The sequence below is a fragment of the Streptomyces sp. NBC_00390 genome, from assembly GCF_036057275.1.
Classification (GTDB): domain Bacteria; phylum Actinomycetota; class Actinomycetes; order Streptomycetales; family Streptomycetaceae; genus Streptomyces.
The window spans coordinates 4,652,842-4,668,788 of sequence record NZ_CP107945.1 but is presented as its reverse complement, the minus strand read 5'-3'; the positions used below and the strand labels follow the sequence as shown (position 1 = coordinate 4,668,788).

General features: G+C 70.2%; 10 protein-coding genes. 4 read left to right on the top strand and 6 right to left on the bottom strand.

The window, feature by feature from the left end; translation table 11 throughout:
- Window positions 1-47: 47 nt before the first annotated feature.
- The 6 genes from OHS70_RS20500 to OHS70_RS20475 form a co-directional block, all read right to left on the bottom strand.
- Window positions 48-1,208: an acyl-CoA dehydrogenase family protein gene (locus OHS70_RS20500; protein ID WP_328399246.1), complete on the bottom strand. Its 1,161-nt coding sequence runs from the start codon at window positions 1,206-1,208 to the stop codon at window positions 48-50.
- Window positions 1,205-3,178, bottom strand: a complete 1,974-nt coding sequence (locus OHS70_RS20495; RefSeq protein WP_328399245.1) for an acetyl/propionyl/methylcrotonyl-CoA carboxylase subunit alpha — start codon at window positions 3,176-3,178, stop codon at window positions 1,205-1,207. Before OHS70_RS20495 ends, OHS70_RS20500 begins: the two co-directional genes overlap by 4 nt.
- A gap of 7 nt (window positions 3,179-3,185) precedes the next feature.
- Complete coding sequence (locus OHS70_RS20490; protein WP_328399244.1) at window positions 3,186-4,784, bottom strand: acyl-CoA carboxylase subunit beta; 1,599 nt, start codon at window positions 4,782-4,784, stop codon at window positions 3,186-3,188.
- 16 nt (window positions 4,785-4,800) lie between these two features.
- Entirely contained in the window at window positions 4,801-6,513 is a 1,713-nt protein-coding gene (locus OHS70_RS20485; RefSeq protein WP_328405780.1) for an acyclic terpene utilization AtuA family protein, read from the bottom strand.
- 35 nt (window positions 6,514-6,548) lie between these two features.
- Window positions 6,549-7,343, bottom strand: coding sequence for a TIGR03084 family metal-binding protein (locus tag OHS70_RS20480; protein ID WP_328399243.1), 795 nt, complete (start codon window positions 7,341-7,343; stop codon window positions 6,549-6,551).
- A gap of 145 nt (window positions 7,344-7,488) precedes the next feature.
- Window positions 7,489-8,412, bottom strand: a complete 924-nt coding sequence (locus OHS70_RS20475) for an EamA family transporter (protein ID WP_328405778.1) — start codon at window positions 8,410-8,412, stop codon at window positions 7,489-7,491.
- 256 nt (window positions 8,413-8,668) lie between these two features.
- Between OHS70_RS20475 and OHS70_RS20470 the strand changes: the two genes are divergently transcribed.
- The 4 genes from OHS70_RS20470 (at window position 8,669) to OHS70_RS20450 (ending at window position 15,864) form a co-directional block, all read left to right on the top strand.
- On the top strand, window positions 8,669-9,529 hold the full coding sequence (locus tag OHS70_RS20470) for a LysR family transcriptional regulator (RefSeq protein WP_328399242.1): 861 nt from the start codon (window positions 8,669-8,671) through the stop codon (window positions 9,527-9,529).
- Window positions 9,530-10,206: 677 nt separating this feature from the next.
- Window positions 10,207-10,854, top strand: coding sequence for a hypothetical protein (locus OHS70_RS20460; RefSeq protein WP_328399240.1), 648 nt, complete (start codon window positions 10,207-10,209; stop codon window positions 10,852-10,854).
- On the top strand, window positions 10,854-15,593 hold the full coding sequence (locus tag OHS70_RS20455) for a putative T7SS-secreted protein (RefSeq protein WP_328399239.1): 4,740 nt from the start codon (window positions 10,854-10,856) through the stop codon (window positions 15,591-15,593). The genes OHS70_RS20460 and OHS70_RS20455 overlap by 1 nt, the downstream gene beginning before the upstream one ends.
- On the top strand, window positions 15,586-15,864 hold the full coding sequence (locus tag OHS70_RS20450) for a hypothetical protein (protein WP_328399238.1): 279 nt from the start codon (window positions 15,586-15,588) through the stop codon (window positions 15,862-15,864). The genes OHS70_RS20455 and OHS70_RS20450 overlap by 8 nt, the downstream gene beginning before the upstream one ends.
- Window positions 15,865-15,947: the final 83 nt, after the last annotated feature.

The window sequence follows — 15,947 nt, the reverse complement described above, 5'->3', positions numbered from 1 at the left end:
CGGCCCTGCGTGGATCGACGCTGTGTCGACGGCCAGAATGTCGTGCGTCAGTACGACTTGGGGAGACCCAGGGACTGGTGGGACACATAGTTGAGGATCATTTCCCGGCTGACCGGGGCGATCCGGGAGACGCGGGCGGCGGTGACGAGGGACGCCAGACCGTACTCCCGGGTGAGTCCGTTGCCGCCGAGGGTGTGCACGGCCTGGTCGACGGCCTTCACACAGGCCTCGCCCGCCGCGTACTTGGCCATGTTCGCGGCCTCGCCCGCGCCGACGTCGTCGCCCGCGTCATAGAGGGCGGCGGCCTTCTGCATCATCAGCCGGGCCAGCTCCAGCTCGATGTGCGCCTGGGCGAGGGGGTGGGCGATGGCCTGGTGGGCGCCGATGGGGGCCTTCCAGACCTGGCGGGTCTTCGCGTAGTCGACGGCGCGGTCCAGGGCGTAGCGGCCCATGCCGATCGCGAAGGCGGCGGTCATGATGCGCTCGGGGTTGAGCCCGGCGAACAGCTGGAGCAGTCCCGCGTCCTCTCCCCCACGGCCTTCGGCGTGGGAGGTGCCCCCACCCACCAGCGCGTCGGCGGGCAGCCGTACGTCGTCGAGCACGAGCTCGAACTGCTTTTCCTGCGCGCGCAGTTCCATGTCTATCTGCGAGCGCCCGAAGCCCTCGGCGTCCCGGTCCACGATGAACAGGCACGGCTTGAGGGTGCCCGTGCGGGCGTCCTCGGTGCGGCCGACGATGAGGGTCGCGTCGGCGATGTCGACACCGGAGACGAAGACCTTGCGGCCGGTCAGGACCCAGCCGTCGCCGTCGCGGCGGGCGGTGGTGGTGATGCGGTGGGAGTTCGACCCTGCGTCGGGCTCGGTGATGCCGAAGGCCATGGTGAGGCTGCCGTCGGCGAGGCCGGGCAGCCACTTCTGCTTCTGCGCGTCGGTACCGAACCGGGCGATGACGGTGCCGCAGATGGCGGGCGAGACGATCATCATCAGGAGCGGACAGCCGGCGGCGCCGAGCTCCTCGAGCACGATGGAGAGTTCGGCCATGCCGCCGCCTCCGCCGCCGTACTCCTCGGGAAGGTTCACGCCGAGGTAGCCGAGCTTGGCGGCCTCGCCCCAGAGCGTCTGCCGGTCGTGGTCCCGCCCGTGCCGCCGCCCGAGGGCTGCGACGGCGTCCCGCAGGGACTTGATCTCCTGGCTCTCGATGGTGCTCATGATTCCTCGTCCTCCTGTACTTCCTGTACGACGGCGAGCAGGGCACCGACCTCGACCTGGCGGCCGGGTACGGCGTGGAGCGCGATGAGCGTGCCGGAGGCGGGAGAGACGATTTTGTGCTCCATCTTCATGGCCTCCAGCCAGACGAGTGGCTGTCCTTGTGTCACGCGGACGCCCTCGGCGAGCCCGTCCCCGACGCGCACGACGGTCCCGGGCATCGGCGCGAGCAGCGAGCCGGGCTCGGCCCGTTCGGCGGGATCGGTGAACCGGGGGCGCACGGCGAGGGTGTGGGCGCCGACGGGACTGTCGACGTGCACGGTGTCGCCGTAGGCGGTGACGTCGAAGTTACGTACGACACCGTCGACTTCGAGCACCACGCGATGCGGCAGGGCGGCGACGACCCGCACGCCGGGCGCGTCGAGGACCTCGTACCCGCCGTCGCGGGTGGGGCGGTAGCGGACCTCGTGGTCGCCGTAGGTCTTGGTCTGCGCCTGGGAGGCGAGGTTGCGCCACGCGCCGAGGCGCTGGGCGAGGGCGGGGGCGGGGGCTCCTGCCGGTACCCGGCCGGTGCGCGCCGCCGCGTCGGCCAGCGCTGCCGCGACGGCGGCGAGCTCCGCACCGGGCGCGGCCCCGGTGAGGTCGTCGAGGTTGCGCTCGTAGAAGCCGGTGTCGAGCCGCCCGCCCACGAAGTCGGGGTGCTCCAGCGACCGTACGAGCAGCTCCCGGTTGGTGACGGGCCCGTGCACCCGCGCCCGCCGCAGGGCGTACGCGAGCCTGCGCACGGCGGCCTCGCGGGTGGGCGCCCACGCGATGACCTTGGCGAGCATGGGGTCGTAGTGCACCCCGATGGTGTCGCCACCGGTGTACCCGGTGTCGACCCGCACCCAGGGCGCGCCGCCGGGAGCGTGGGGGGTCCCACCCCCCAGATTCACAGGCGGGCGGGTGGGGAAGGAGAGCTCGTGCAGCAGCCCCGCCTGCGGCGTCCAGCCCGTGGCCGGGTCCTCCGCGTACAGGCGGGCCTCCACCGCGTGGCCGTACGCCGCCGGCGGCGCCGGGGGCAGCGGCTCGCCCTGCGCGACCAGGATCTGGAGCGCGACCAGATCGATGCCGAACACCGCTTCCGTCACCGGGTGTTCCACCTGGAGGCGCGTGTTCATCTCCAGGAAGTGCGCCCGGCCGTCCTCGGACACCAGGAACTCCACGGTGCCCGCGCCCCGGTAGCCCACCGCCCGTGCCGCCGAGACCGCCGCATCGTGGAGCGATGCGACCAGCTCGGGGGCGAGCCCCGGCGCCGGGGACTCCTCGATGACCTTCTGGTGGCGGCGCTGCAGCGAGCAGTCCCGCGTCCCCAGCGCCCACACCGTCCCGTGCGCGTCCGCCAGGACCTGGACCTCCACATGGCGGCCCCGCTCGATGTACGGCTCGACGAACACCTCGCCGTCCCCGAAGGCGGACGCCGCCTCCGAGCGTGCGGCCTCCAGCTCGCCGGGCAGCGCGTCGAGCGTGCGGACGATCCGCATACCGCGGCCGCCGCCGCCCGCCGCCGCCTTCACCAGGACCGGCAGGTCGGACTCGGCCACGTCCGTCAGGGGCGCCAGGCCCATCAGTTCCTTCGCCCGCGTCTTGGACGCCATCGCCTCGATCGCGGACGGCGGCGGACCGATCCACACCAGACCCGCATCCGCCACCGCACGCGCGAACTCCGCGTTCTCGGACAGGAATCCGTACCCCGGGTGCACCGCGTCCGCTCCCGCCGCCAGCGCCGCCTTCACGATCAGCTCGCCGCGCAGATACGTCTCGGCCGGCGCCGCTCCCGGCAGCCGTACCGCCGCGTCCGCCTCCCGCACGTGCAGCGCACCGGCATCCGCGTCCGAGTACACCGCCACCGTCGCGATCCCCAGCTCGCGGCAGGTACCGAAGACGCGGCAGGCGATCTCGCCCCGGTTGGCGACAAGAACAGTCTGAATCATCAGGCCCTCACATCCGGAAGACGCCGAAGCCGCCGCGCGCGCCCTCGACCGGTGCCGTGTGGATCGCGGACAGGCACAGCCCCAGCACCGTCCGGGTGTCACGCGGGTCGATGACCCCGTCGTCGTACAGCCGCCCGGACAGGAACATGGGCAGGGACTCGGACTCGATCTGTGCCTCGACCATCGCCCGCAGTCCCGCGTCCGCCTCGTCGTCGTACGGCTGCCCCTTGGCGGCCGCCGACGTCCGCGCGACGATCGACAGCACACCCGCCAGCTGCTGCGGGCCCATCACCGCCGACTTGGCGCTCGGCCAGGCGAACAGGAACCGCGGGTCGTAGGCCCGGCCGCACATGCCGTAGTGGCCGGCGCCGTACGACGCGCCCATCAGCACCGACAGATGCGGGACGCGCGAGTTCGACACCGCGTTGATCATCATCGCGCCGTGCTTGATGATGCCGCCCTGCTCGTACTCCTTGCCCACCATGTAGCCGGTGGTGTTGTGCAGGAACACCAAGGGCACATCACGCTGGTTGGCCAGCTGGATGAACTGCGCCGCCTTCTGCGACTCGGCGGAGAACAGCACGCCCTGGGCGTTGGCCAGCACCCCCACCGGATGGCCGTGCAGCGTCGCCCATCCCGTCACCAGGCTCGGCCCGTACAGCGGCTTGAACTCGTCGAAGTCCGACCCGTCGACGATTCTCGCGATCACCTCGCGCGGGTCGAACGGTGTCTTCAGATCGCCGGGCACGATGCCCAGCAGCTCGTCCTCGGCATACTTGGGCGGCTGGGCCGGCGCCGGATCGGCGTGTGCCTTGCGCCAGTTGAGACGGGCGACCACCCGCCGCGCCTGGCGCAGGGCGTCCGCCTCGTCCAGGGCGAAGTGATCCGCGAGACCCGAGGCCCGCGCATGCATCTCGGCGCCGCCGAGCGACTCGTCGTCGCTCTCCTCGCCCGTCGCCATCTTCACCAGCGGTGGCCCGCCGAGGAAGACCTTCGACCGCTCCTTGATCATGATGGTGTGGTCGGACATGCCGGGTACGTAGGCCCCGCCCGCCGTCGAGTTGCCGAACACCACGGCGATCGTGGGAACACCCGCCGCCGACAGCCGCGTGAGGTCCCGGAACAGCGCCCCGCCAGGGATGAAGATCTCCTTCTGCGAGGGCAGGTCCGCGCCCCCGGACTCGACGAGCGAGATCAGCGGCAACCGGTTGACGTACGCGACCTCGTTGGCGCGCAGGGCCTTCTTCAGCGTCCACGGGTTGGACGCGCCGCCGCGCACGGTCGGATCGCTGGCGGTGATCACGCACTCGACGCCCTCCACGACGCCGATGCCGGTGACCATGGACCCGCCGACCGGGTACTCGCTGCCCCAGGCGGCCAGCGGCGACAGCTCCAGGAACGGGGTGTCCGGGTCCAGCAGCAGCTCGATGCGCTCGCGGGCCAGCAGCTTGCCGCGCTTGCGGTGCCGGGCGACGTACTTCTCGCCCCCGCCCGCGAGCGCCTTGTCGTGCTCGGCGTCGAGTTCGGCGAGCTTGGTGAGCATCGCGTCGCGGTGGGCGGCGTATTCGGGGCTCGTCGGATCGACGGCCGACGCCAACACGGTCACAGCACAACCTCCGGCATCACAGCAGCACCTCCGGGATGTCGACGTACCGCGAGCGCAGCCACTCGCCGAGCGCCTTGGCCTGCGGGTCGAAACGCGCCTGGGCGGCGACGCCCTCGCCGAGAATCTTGTCGACCACGAAGTTCAGGGCCCGCAGATTCGGCAGGACATGCCGTACGACGGGCAGTTCGGCGGTCTCCGGGAGCAGCACGCGCAGCCGCTCCACGGTCAGTTCGTGGGCGAGCCACCGCCAGGCGTCGTCGGAACGGGCCCACACCCCGATGTTGGCGGACCCGCCCTTGTCGCCGCTGCGGGCGCCCGCGACCAGCCCGAGCGGGGCCGCGCGGCGCGGCCCGTCGGGCAGTGGCTCGGGCAGCGCGCCCGGCTCCTCGGCCACCGTCGGCCCGGTCCGTACCGCCGGCTTGATCACGTACCGGACCCCGTCGGGCAGCACCGCAGTGTGCTCGATCTCGCCCGCCGGGACGTACGCGGCCTCGAAGACCCCGTACGGCGCGCCCTTGCCGGGCGGGGCGGTCACATGGAAGCCGGGGTAGCTGCCGAGTGCGAGCTCGACGGCCGCGCCGGAGACCGCGCGCCCGACCCGTCCGGCGTCCGGGTCGCGCACGACCAGGCGCAGATAGGCGCTCGCGCGCTCCTCCGTGTCGGCGTCGGCGGCCTCGGTACGGGCCAGTTCCCAGCGCACCTCGGCGGGCCGGTGCTCGCCGAGTGCCTCCTCCAGCTGTTCCCGCACCAGGCGGGCCTTGGCCTCGATGTCGAGCCCGGTCAGCACGAACACGACCTCGTTGCGCCAGCCGCCGATCCGGTTGAGCCCGACCTTGAGGGTGGGCGGCGGGGCCTCGCCGCGCACGCCCGAGATCCGTACCCGGTCGGGGCCGTCCTCGGTGAGCCGTACGGTGTCGAGCCGGGCGGTCACGTCCGGCCCCTCGTAGCGGGCGCCCCCGGTCTCGTACAGCAGCTGCGCGGTGACGGTGCCTACGTCGACGAGGCCGCCGGTGCCGTCGTGCTTGGTGACGACCGAGGTGCCGTCGGCGTGGATCTCCGCGAGGGGGAAGCCGGGACGGCGTACGTCGTGGCCGTGGAAGAACGCGTAGTTGCCGCCGGTGGCCTGGGTCCCGCACTCGAGCACATGACCGGCGACGACCGCGCCGGCGAGCGCGTCGAGATCGTCCGGTCCCCAGCCGAAGTGCGCGGCGGCGGGCCCGGTGACGAGCGCCGCGTCGGTGACCCGCCCGGTGACGACGACATCCGCCCCGGCCCGCAGACAGGCGGCGATCCCGGCCCCGCCGAGATAGGCGTTGGCGGTCAGCGCGCCGGGGAAGCGGGCGGCGAGGTCGTCGCCCTCTACATGGGCGACACGGACGGGGACGCCCACCTTCGCCGCCAGCTCGCGGACGGCGTCGGCCAGCCCGGCGGGGTTGAGGCCGCCGGCGTTGGCGACGATCTTCACCCCGCGCTCGTGGGCGAGCCCGAGGGTGTCCTCGAGCTGCCTGAGGAAGGTCTTGGCGTACCCGAGCCGGGGATCCTTCAGGCGGTCGCGGCCGAGGATGAGCATGGTCAGCTCGGCGAGATAGTCCCCGGTGAGCACGTCGAGGGGGCCGGCGGTGAGCATCTCGCGCACGGCGTCGAACCGGTCTCCGTAGAACCCGGAGGCGTTTCCGATACGCAGCACCTGCGCGCCTGACGACCGGGAGCCGGTCGCGTGGCCGGACATCGCCGCGGCCGGCGCGGCTCCGCTCTCCGGGCCGGTCACGCGCCGGCTCCCCTGGGCTCGCGGCCCTTCCCGGGTGGGCCCGCGAAGGCCTGGGCGATGTCCAGCCAGCGGTCCGCGTCCTGGCCCTGCGCCCGAAGCGACAGGTCGCCACGGTGCGCCCGCTGGGTGACCAGCAGACAGAAGTCCAGCGCGGGCCCGGCGACCTTCTGCGCCGCGTCCTCTGGGCCGTACGTCCACAGCTCGCCGTCCGGGCCGGTCAGTTCCACCCGGAACGGCTCCGCGGGCGGGGTCAGGCCGTGCACCCCGAACGCGAAGTCCCGGGTCCGCACCCCGATCCGGGCCACCTGGGCGAGCCGCACGGTCGGGCGGCGGGTGACGCCGAGCGCGTCGGCGATGTCCTGGCCGTGCGCCCATGTCTCCATCAGGCGGGCGGTGGCCATCGAGGGGGCGCTCATCGACGGCCCGTACCAGGGGAAACGGCTCCCAGCCGGGGCCTCGCGCAGGGCCTGCTGAAGCCGGTCACGGCCGGCGCGCCAGCGGGCCAGCAGCTCCGCGGGCGGCAGCGCGGCGCCCTCGTGCGCACCCTCGTCGACGAACGAGTCCGGCGCCGCGAATGCTGTCTCGACCTCGGCGGCGAAGCCCTCGGGGTCGGTGACGGCGATCAGCGCGGCCCGGTCGGTCCAGGCGAGATGGGCGATCTGGTGCGCGACGCTCCAGCCCGCCGCGGGGGTCGGTGACGCCCACTGCTCGGGGCTCAACTCCCCGACGAGCTCATCGAGTTCCTCGCTCTCGCTGCGCAGGTCATCGAGTACGGCGGCCGGATCGGACACGATGCGCTCCCTCGGGGGCACGGCGTTGGGCACGGGGCCCCCTGTCGAGGCCACGTGTCGAAGACCACGCGTCGAAGACCAGGGGACGTGTGCCCCGGAGCATGACAGCGCACCGAGAAACAAGCAAGCATGCTTGCTTTGGCTTTTAGCGCTTTCCCGCCACCTGCGTCCGCACCGCACCCATGCTCGCGGCGATGACCAGCACGATCGCCAACCCTTCGGCCGGCGAAAGGGCTTGATGCAGCACAAGGAATCCGGCCGTCGCCGCGATCGCCGGCTCCAGGCTCATCAGCACCGCGAACGTCGGCGCGGGCAGCCTGCGCAGCGCCAGCAGCTCCAGCGTGTACGGCAGCACCGACGACATCAGCGCGACCGCGAGCCCGAGCCCGATCGTGGAGGGCACCAGCAGCACGGACCCGGACTCCCAGATGCCCAGCGGCAGACTGAGCAGCGCACCGACGCCCATCGCCAGCGCCAGCCCGTCGGCCTGCGGGAAGCGCCGCCCGGTACGGGCGCTGAAGACGATGTACGCCGCCCACATCGCGCCCGCGGCCAGGGCGAACGCCGCACCGACCGGATCGAGCCGCTCGAACCCGCCGCCGCTGAGCAGGACGACGCCGCCGAGCGCGAGCCCCGCCCACAGGAGGTTGACCAGCCTCCGCGAGGCGATCACCGACAGGGCGAGCGGACCGAGGACCTCCAGCGTGACGGCCGCGCCCAGCGGGATGCGGTCGACGGCCTGGTAGAAGAGCACGTTCATGGCGGCCATGGCGGTGCCGAAGGCGACCACCGTGCCCCAGTCGGCGCGCGTGTGCCCGCGCAGCCGGGGCCGGCAGAAGGCGAGCAGGACGAGCGCGGCGAGGACGAGGCGCAGCGTGACCACCCCGAGGGCACCGGCACGCGGCATCAGCATGACGGCAATGGCGGCGCCGAACTGCACGGACAGCGCACCGGCGACGACGAGCGCCACCGGCCCGAGCGCCCGCCGGGAGGGACCGCCGCCGGCCCGCTGCGCGTCGAGCGCACCGGCGGCCTCGGGCAGTGCGACCGAGGCGGCGGCCTCGGACACCTCGACGGCCGCCGCGCCGCGCGCCGGGGCCCGTCCCGTCGAGCCGCCGGGCGCGCCCCCGGCGGGGACGGCCGCCTGCGCCGTGCCGCGTGGCGAGGCCGGTCCCGTACCGCCCCCGGCGTGTGCGTCCCGCACCTCAGCGCCTCCCTGATGGTTTCGGCCGGGGCCGTGGCGGCCCCTTGCTCACCCCTCCCACGCTACGGACCCGCACGCCTCCCGTGAAATGCCGGTCTCACTGCCGTTATGCTCCAGACGTATGAGCATCGAGCTGCGCCATCTCCGCTGCTTCCTCGCCATCGCCGAGGAATCGAGCGTGACCCGCGCCGCCGCCCGCCTGGGCCTCACCCAGCCCAGCGTCTCCCGCGCCCTCGCCGCTCTCGAGAAACACCTCGGCATCCGCCTGGTGGACCGGTCCACCCACCACCTCGCGCTGACCACCGAGGGCCTGGCGTTCCGCGACAGGGCGGCCGCCGCCGTCGCCGCCTTCGACGACGCGCTCGACACCACCCGGCTGCGCCGCAGGCCGCTGCGGCTGGGACACGCCTGGTCCGCCCTCGGCCCGTACACCACACCGCTGCTGCGCCGCTGGGAGCGCGAGCACCCCGACACTCCGCTGGAACTCCTGCGCATCGACGACCGCACGGCCGGACTCACCCGCGGCGAGGTCGACGCCGCCGTCCTGCGCCGCCCGGTGGACTCACCCGGCCTGGTCACCGAGGTGCTGTTCACGGAGCCCCGCGTGGCGGCGGTGACGGCGGACGGCCCGCTCGCGGACCGCACCTCGCTCACCCTCGCCGACCTGACGGCCGAGCCCCTCGTACTGAACACCGTCTCCGGCATGACGACCCCGGACCTCTGGCCGGCCGCCGCCCGTCCGGCCACCACGCTCACGGTCAGCAACACCGACGACTGGCTCACCGCGATCGCCGCGGGCCGCGGTGTGGGCGTCTCGGCGGCCTCCACCGCCGAGATGCACACCAACCCCGGCGTCGCCTACCTCCCGCTGACGGACGCCCCGCCGGTCCCGGTCCTCCTCGTCTGGCGCGCCGCCACACCGCACCCGGCCCTGCGCGCCCTGACGGACCTGACCCGCGAGCTCAGCGGCCGGCGGGGCTGACCTCGCCGATACCGGGGCGGCACCCGGCGCGAGCGCCTGCAGAATGACGGCCTTGCGGCCCACCCGACGATGTGGCCGAACTGCCCGTCCCGCCACCTCACCTGATTCGCGCGCCGCCCTCGACGCCGTCACCGTCTGTTCCACCACACCCCGACGCACCACCCGAAGCGAAGCTCTGCACATGCGCGGAGTTCGCTACGTCTGTCGGGGACGCGGCACGCGCCGGTGGATCACGTAAATGGCACCTCGCCGGCATGGCCAACTATGGCTTGAAGCACATCACTTATGACCATCAGTGACCATTTTAGTCCGTTGCTGCCGGGAAGGTGATCAGGCAGCATTCCGTGCATGGCCGATCACGGGGATGAAACATCGAGGCCCGAACAGCGTTCCAGAATCGCCTACTTGAACGATGCACCATCGGATCACCCTTCTGCGAAGACGAGTCCGGGTACTACGGCAGCGACACACGCATCTCGGTCGGATGAGCGACTGCCCCTTGCTCGGCGTGAGTTTGCGGTGTTGCTGAGTGAATTCCGGCGTGCTGCTGTGTTGGTGCCGATGCTGCCGGGTCCGGCGGGCGTTGCGCTGGATACGGGCAGCGACGGGGGCATGTTGTTTCCGCCGGCCGCGGGCGTCGTGCCCGATGCGGTGGCGGCGGATCTCGGGGGGACAGTGTGAGCGGGAACGATCCTGATCTGCAGGCGCCGCAGTCGGCGCTCAAGGACATCGCGAACGGCATCAACCTGGCGCATGCCGAGCTGAAGGAGCTCGGCATGATCGGCGAGGCCACCACCGGGCGGGGTTTCGCCGACCTCGCGCTGTCGGGCCTGGAGTTGGGCCACGGGCTGCTGACGGCGAAGTTCGAGACGTTCTGCGAGCGCTGGGAGTGGGGCGTGCGCGAGCTGACCCTGCGGGGCAACGGCTTCGCGCTGGCTGTAGGTCTGTCGGCGGGCGGGTTCAACGAGCACGACCAGTACGTCAAGGACACCATCAAGATCAGTGTCAACTCGCTCAACGGGAACCCGCACCTGACCGAGGACCAGGTCAAGGACAAGAGCTGGGACGACATCAAGTCCCAGTCCCCGTACGACAACGCGAAGTGGGACTGGGACGACATGGTGCAGGCGCACGAGGAGTCGAAGCAGACCTGGAACAACACCGCGTACGACGTGGGGGACGCGTTCTTGGACACGGTGGACGGCCCGGCCGGAATCAATCCCACGATGCGTGAGCACGTGGATGCGGACTTCCGCGAGAGGTTCGATCCGGACGAGGCGACGGTCGCGCAGGCCGAGGAGCCGCGGTGGGGGGAGAGTCGCTGATGGGGGATTGGGGGGTCCTCGGTGACCTTGCCGGCAAGGCGACCGACAAGATCGTCGACGGGGTCAGCGAGGGGATCGACAAGGGCAAGGAGCTGGTCGGCGAGGGCGTCGACTACGCCAGCGACAAGGCCGGCGCATACCTGCGGGACCACGGTCAAGCCGCGGTGGCCGAAATTGTCGAGGACACGGGCGACAAGTGGGCCTCCTCGCTGGGCGCCGAGGTCGGTGAGCAGCAGCTCGGCCAGACCGATGAGCCGAACGAGCTGATCCACGGCAACCCGACGAAGATCGCCGACTCGGTGAAGAACCTGCGTGACTTCCAGAAGGCGTTCGACCTGGTCGGCGGCGGCATGCGGAAGCTCGACTCCAACCACTGGAAGGGCGAGGCGGCCGACACCTTCCGGGAGAAGTTCTCCACCCTGCCCACCGACTGGCTGCACGCCGCCGACGCCTTCGAAGCCGCCGCCGGCGCCCTGGAGCGCTACTCCAACGCCATAGCCAGCGCCCAGAGCAAGGCCCGCGAGGCGATCGCTCTGTACAAGCAGGGCAAGAACGAGTCCGACGACGCCCGGGACGCCTACAACAAGAAGGTCACCGCCTACAACGCTGCCCTCACCGGCGAGAACCCGCTGCCCCACCCCGGCGAACTCTCCGACCCGGGCATCGCCACGATGCAGCGCGCACAGGAGATCCTCGACGACGCCCGCAAGGCGCGCAACGAAGCCGCCGACACCGCGGACGGGGCGGTCACCGCGGCGCTGGCCCACGCCCCGAAAGAACCGAGGGGCCGCGAGAAGCTCAAGCTCGAACTCACGGACTACGTCCTGGGCACCGGCGTCGAAGTCACCCACATCGGTGCCGGTTTCGCCAAGGCCGGCGCCGGAACGATCAACTTCCTCCGCGCGATCTACCCGCTCGACCCGTACAACATCTCCCACCCGGCCGAGTACTACAAGAACCTGAACATGACCCTGGCCGGCCTGGTGTCCACGGCCGCCAACCCCGACCGGGCGCTGAAGAACGCGTGGGAAGCCTTCAAGAGCGATCCTGGCGAGGGATTCGGCCGGGCGGTCTTCGAGGTCGTCACCCCGATCAAGGGAGTCGGCGCCGCCAAGGGCATCACCCGCCTGGCCGAGAACGCGACTGATCTGAAGGCCTCCCGCAAGGCGGTCCAGGACCCCACCGCTCACTCACGCCCCAAGGAAGCCGTCGAGAGCGGGAACACGGACCCGATCGACCTGGCCACCGGCGTGATGTACCTGCCGCAGACGGACATCGCCCTGCCCGGCACGCTCCCCCTCGTCTTCCGCCGCCGTGTGGCCTCGAACTACCGATCAGGCCGCTGGTTCGGCCCGTCCTGGTCGTCCACGGCCGATCAGCGCCTGGAGATCGACTCCGAAGGTGTCATCTTGGTGGGCGAGGACGGCCTGCTGCTGTCCTACCCCCACCCCGCACCCGGTGTTCCGGTCCTGCCGAGCCACGGCCCACGCCGGCCCCTCGACCGCGACACCGACGGCGACTACACGGTCACCGACCCGGACACCGGCCACGTTTGGCACTTCGCGACACGCCACGACGACGAGGCGCTGCTCGCCCAGATCGACGACCGTAACGGCAACTGGATCACCTTCGAGTACGACCAGTCCGACGCCCCGACGTCGATCGTGCACAGCGGTGGCTACCACCTCAAACTCACCACGAGCGAGGGCCGGATCACCGCGCTGCATCTCGCGGGCGCGGCGCCGGACGGCTCGGACCAGGAGATCCTGCGCTACGGCTACACCGACGGCAACCTCACCTCGGTCACCAACTCTTCCGGCCTGCCTCTGCAGTTCACCTACGACGAGCGCGCCCGTGTCACGTCGTGGACCGACACCAACAACAGTCTGTACGAGTACGCCTACGACGACCGCGACCGATGCATCGCAGAAGGCGGCATCGACGGCCACATAGCCCTCCGCCTCGACTACGCGGGCATCGACCCCGAGACCGGCCACCGCATCACCACCACGACCACCTCCAGCGGTGCCGTCCACCAGTACGTCATCAACGACGCCCACCAAGTCGTGAGGGAGGTCGACCCGCTCGGCGCGGTCACCCACTACGAACGCGACCGCTACAACCGCCTGCTGTCCCGGACCGACCCACTCAGCCGGACGATCAGCTTCCGATACGACAAATTGGGCCAGCTCATCACGGTCGTCCGGCCGGACGGGCGAGAACTGTCCGCGGAGTACAACCAGTTCGGACTCCCGGTCCGCGTCACGAACCCGGACCGGACGACGGTCCGCCAGGAATACGACGAGCGCGGCAACCGCATCGCCGTGACCGATCCGTCCGGCGCTGTCACGCGCTACACATACAACGAGGCGGGCTGCGCGACGGCTGTAACTGACGCGCTAGGCAACACTTCCCGTATCCGCAGCAACTCGGCTGGCCTGCCTATCGAGATCACCAATCCGCTGGGTGCGGTCGCCCGCATCGAGCGGGACGCGTTCGGCCGCCCGATCGCCCTCACCGATCCACTCGGTGCGACCACCCGCCTGGAATGGGCTCCGGAAGGCAAGCTCGCGCGTCGCATCGAGGCCGACGGAACCGAACAGTCCTGGACCTACGACGGCGAGGGCAACTGCCTCACCCACACCGACGCCATGGGCGCAGTGTCGCGCTTCGAGTACACCCACTTCGACCTCTTGACCGCCCGCACCGGCCCCGACGGAGTGCGCTACGAATTCACCCACGACCACGAACTCCGCCTCACCCAAGTACTCAACCCCCAAGGCCTGACCTGGACCTACGAATACGACGCAGCCGGCTACCTCATATCCGAGACCGACTTCGACAACCGGAGGCTCACCTACCAACGGGACACAGCCGGGCGGCTCACCGTTCGGACCGACGCACTCGGCCAGACGATCCGCTACGAACGCGACGACTTGGACCGCATCATCTCCAAGAACGTGGCCGGTGCCGTCACCACCTTCGCGTACGACTTCTCGGACCACCTGGCGGAAGCAGTCGGGCCCGACGCGACCGTCAAGTACCTGCGAGACCGACACGGCCGCCTCAAGTCCGAGACGGTCAACGGCCGAACAATCACCTTCGAATACGACAAGCTCGGCCGCCGAACCGGCCGGACGACCCCCAGCAGAGCGATCAGCACCTGGACCTACGATGCCGCGGGCCAGCGCACCGCACTCACCGCCTCGGGCCGCACGATCACCTTCGAGTACGACGCAGCAGGCCAGGAGAGCGCACGCCACATCGGTGACACCGTCACACTGACCTCCCAGTACGACTCTCTCGGCCGCCTATCCAGCCAGCACGTCATGTCCGCGAGCCGCAGCATCCAGCGCCGCAATTACACCTACCGCGCCGACGGCAACCTCATCGGCCTGACCGAACAACTCGCCGGAACTCGCACCTTCGAGCTCGATCCGGCTGGCCGCGTCACCGCCGTCCACGCGGCAGGCTGGACCGAGCGCTACGCGTACGACGCGGCAGGCAACCAGACCGAGGCATCCTGGCCCGCCTACCACCCCGGCCACGATGCGGTCGGCACCCGCACCTACACAGGCACGACGATCACGCGCGCGGGCCACGTCCGGTACGAGCACGACGCCCTCGGCCGCATCACCCTGCGCCAAAAGACCCGCCTCTCGCGCAAGCCCGACACCTGGCGCTATGAGTGGGACGCCGAGGACCGCATGCGCTCGGTGACCACACCGGACGGGGTGACGTGGCGCTACCACTACGATCCCCTCGGCCGCCGGAGCGCCAAGCAACGCCTGGCGGTAGACGGCCAGACCGTTCTCGAGCAGGTCACCTTCACCTGGGACGGCACCACCCTCTGCGAACAGGTGACCACCGCCGCCGAGCAACCGAATCCCACCACCCTCACCTGGGACTACCGGGGCCTCCAACCACTCTGTCAGACCGAACGCATTACTTCAGCAGACGCCCCCCAGCGAGAAATCGACTCTCGCTTCTTCTCTATCATCACGGACCTTGTCGGAAGCCCCAGCGAACTCATTGACGAGCAGGGCGACATAGCCTGGCACACCCGCGCCACGCTCTGGGGCACCACCGCATGGTCGACGGACAGCACCGCCTATACCTCCCTCCGCTACCCCGGCCAGTACTTCGATCCCGAGACCGGTCTGCACTACAACTACTTCCGCCACTACGACCCCGAGACATCACGCTATATCACTTCGGACCCACTCGGACTTTCCCCTGCACCCAATCCATACACGTACGTTCACAATCCGAACACCTGGTCCGATCCACTCGGGCTTTCCCCCTGCCCCAAGGAAGACCATCTTTTCCGCGGGACAACACCAGGATTCGACGGAAGCCCCGGGGTTCAGAAATGGAATATTACGCCGACATCGACAGACCCCGGCGTAGCTACCGTCTTCGCCACCCGCGCCGAAGAGTTCGGCAACGCGATCGTCCAACTGATTCCCCGCAGCGCCTTGGATGGCATCGAAATACATCCTGGATACATTCGCCGTGAGGCCGAGGTGCCTGTGGAATTGAGCCCCGCCGAGCTCACCGCGCGGGCGTCTGCCCAGATCCCCGTGGGCCTGGCTCGCGAAATCCTAGCCGAGATGGGAATCTATGTTCCAGGAAAAGTTAGACAAGCAGATATCGATCCACTCCTCGAGGGAGACGTCCCTAAACTTACACATGAGCAAATAGTGCAGTTCACCCGAGAGGCTTACCGGCGTGGATAACGAAACCGAGATCGTCATCATCTCAACCGAGTCGACGTACACTTCTGAGGCAATTTGCGTAATCCGCTGCCTCTCCGGGACGGCACGGGTCGGCACGACTTTCGACACACATCCAGCAAGCGGAAGAGTAATCGAGCTGACAGAAATCGAATGGTACGGCCACAAGGTTGACACTCTGGACGAAATGCATTCAGGTAAAGCACACTTCGTCGGCACGGGCGCCGAGCAGCTACGGAAGTACGATGTGCTGAAGACCCCACAAAAAGAGTAAGGCCAGGCAAAAGTGGCCCGGAAGGCTGGAGCGGGATCTGAGCTGCCCGGTCAGGACACCGCAACAAACCCCGGGCTAGTACT

Coding starts and splice junctions, on each gene's coding strand:
- OHS70_RS20500 (WP_328399246.1), bottom strand. CDS start 1,208: ATGAGCACCATCGAGAGCCAGGAGATCAAGTCCCTGCGGGACGCCGTC.
- OHS70_RS20495 (WP_328399245.1), bottom strand. CDS start 3,178: ATGATTCAGACTGTTCTTGTCGCCAACCGGGGCGAGATCGCCTGCCGC.
- OHS70_RS20485 (WP_328405780.1), bottom strand. CDS start 6,513: ATGTCCGGCCACGCGACCGGCTCCCGGTCGTCAGGCGCGCAGGTGCTG.
- OHS70_RS20470 (WP_328399242.1), top strand. CDS start 8,669: ATGAGCATCGAGCTGCGCCATCTCCGCTGCTTCCTCGCCATCGCCGAG.
- OHS70_RS20455 (WP_328399239.1), top strand. CDS start 10,854: ATGGGGGATTGGGGGGTCCTCGGTGACCTTGCCGGCAAGGCGACCGAC.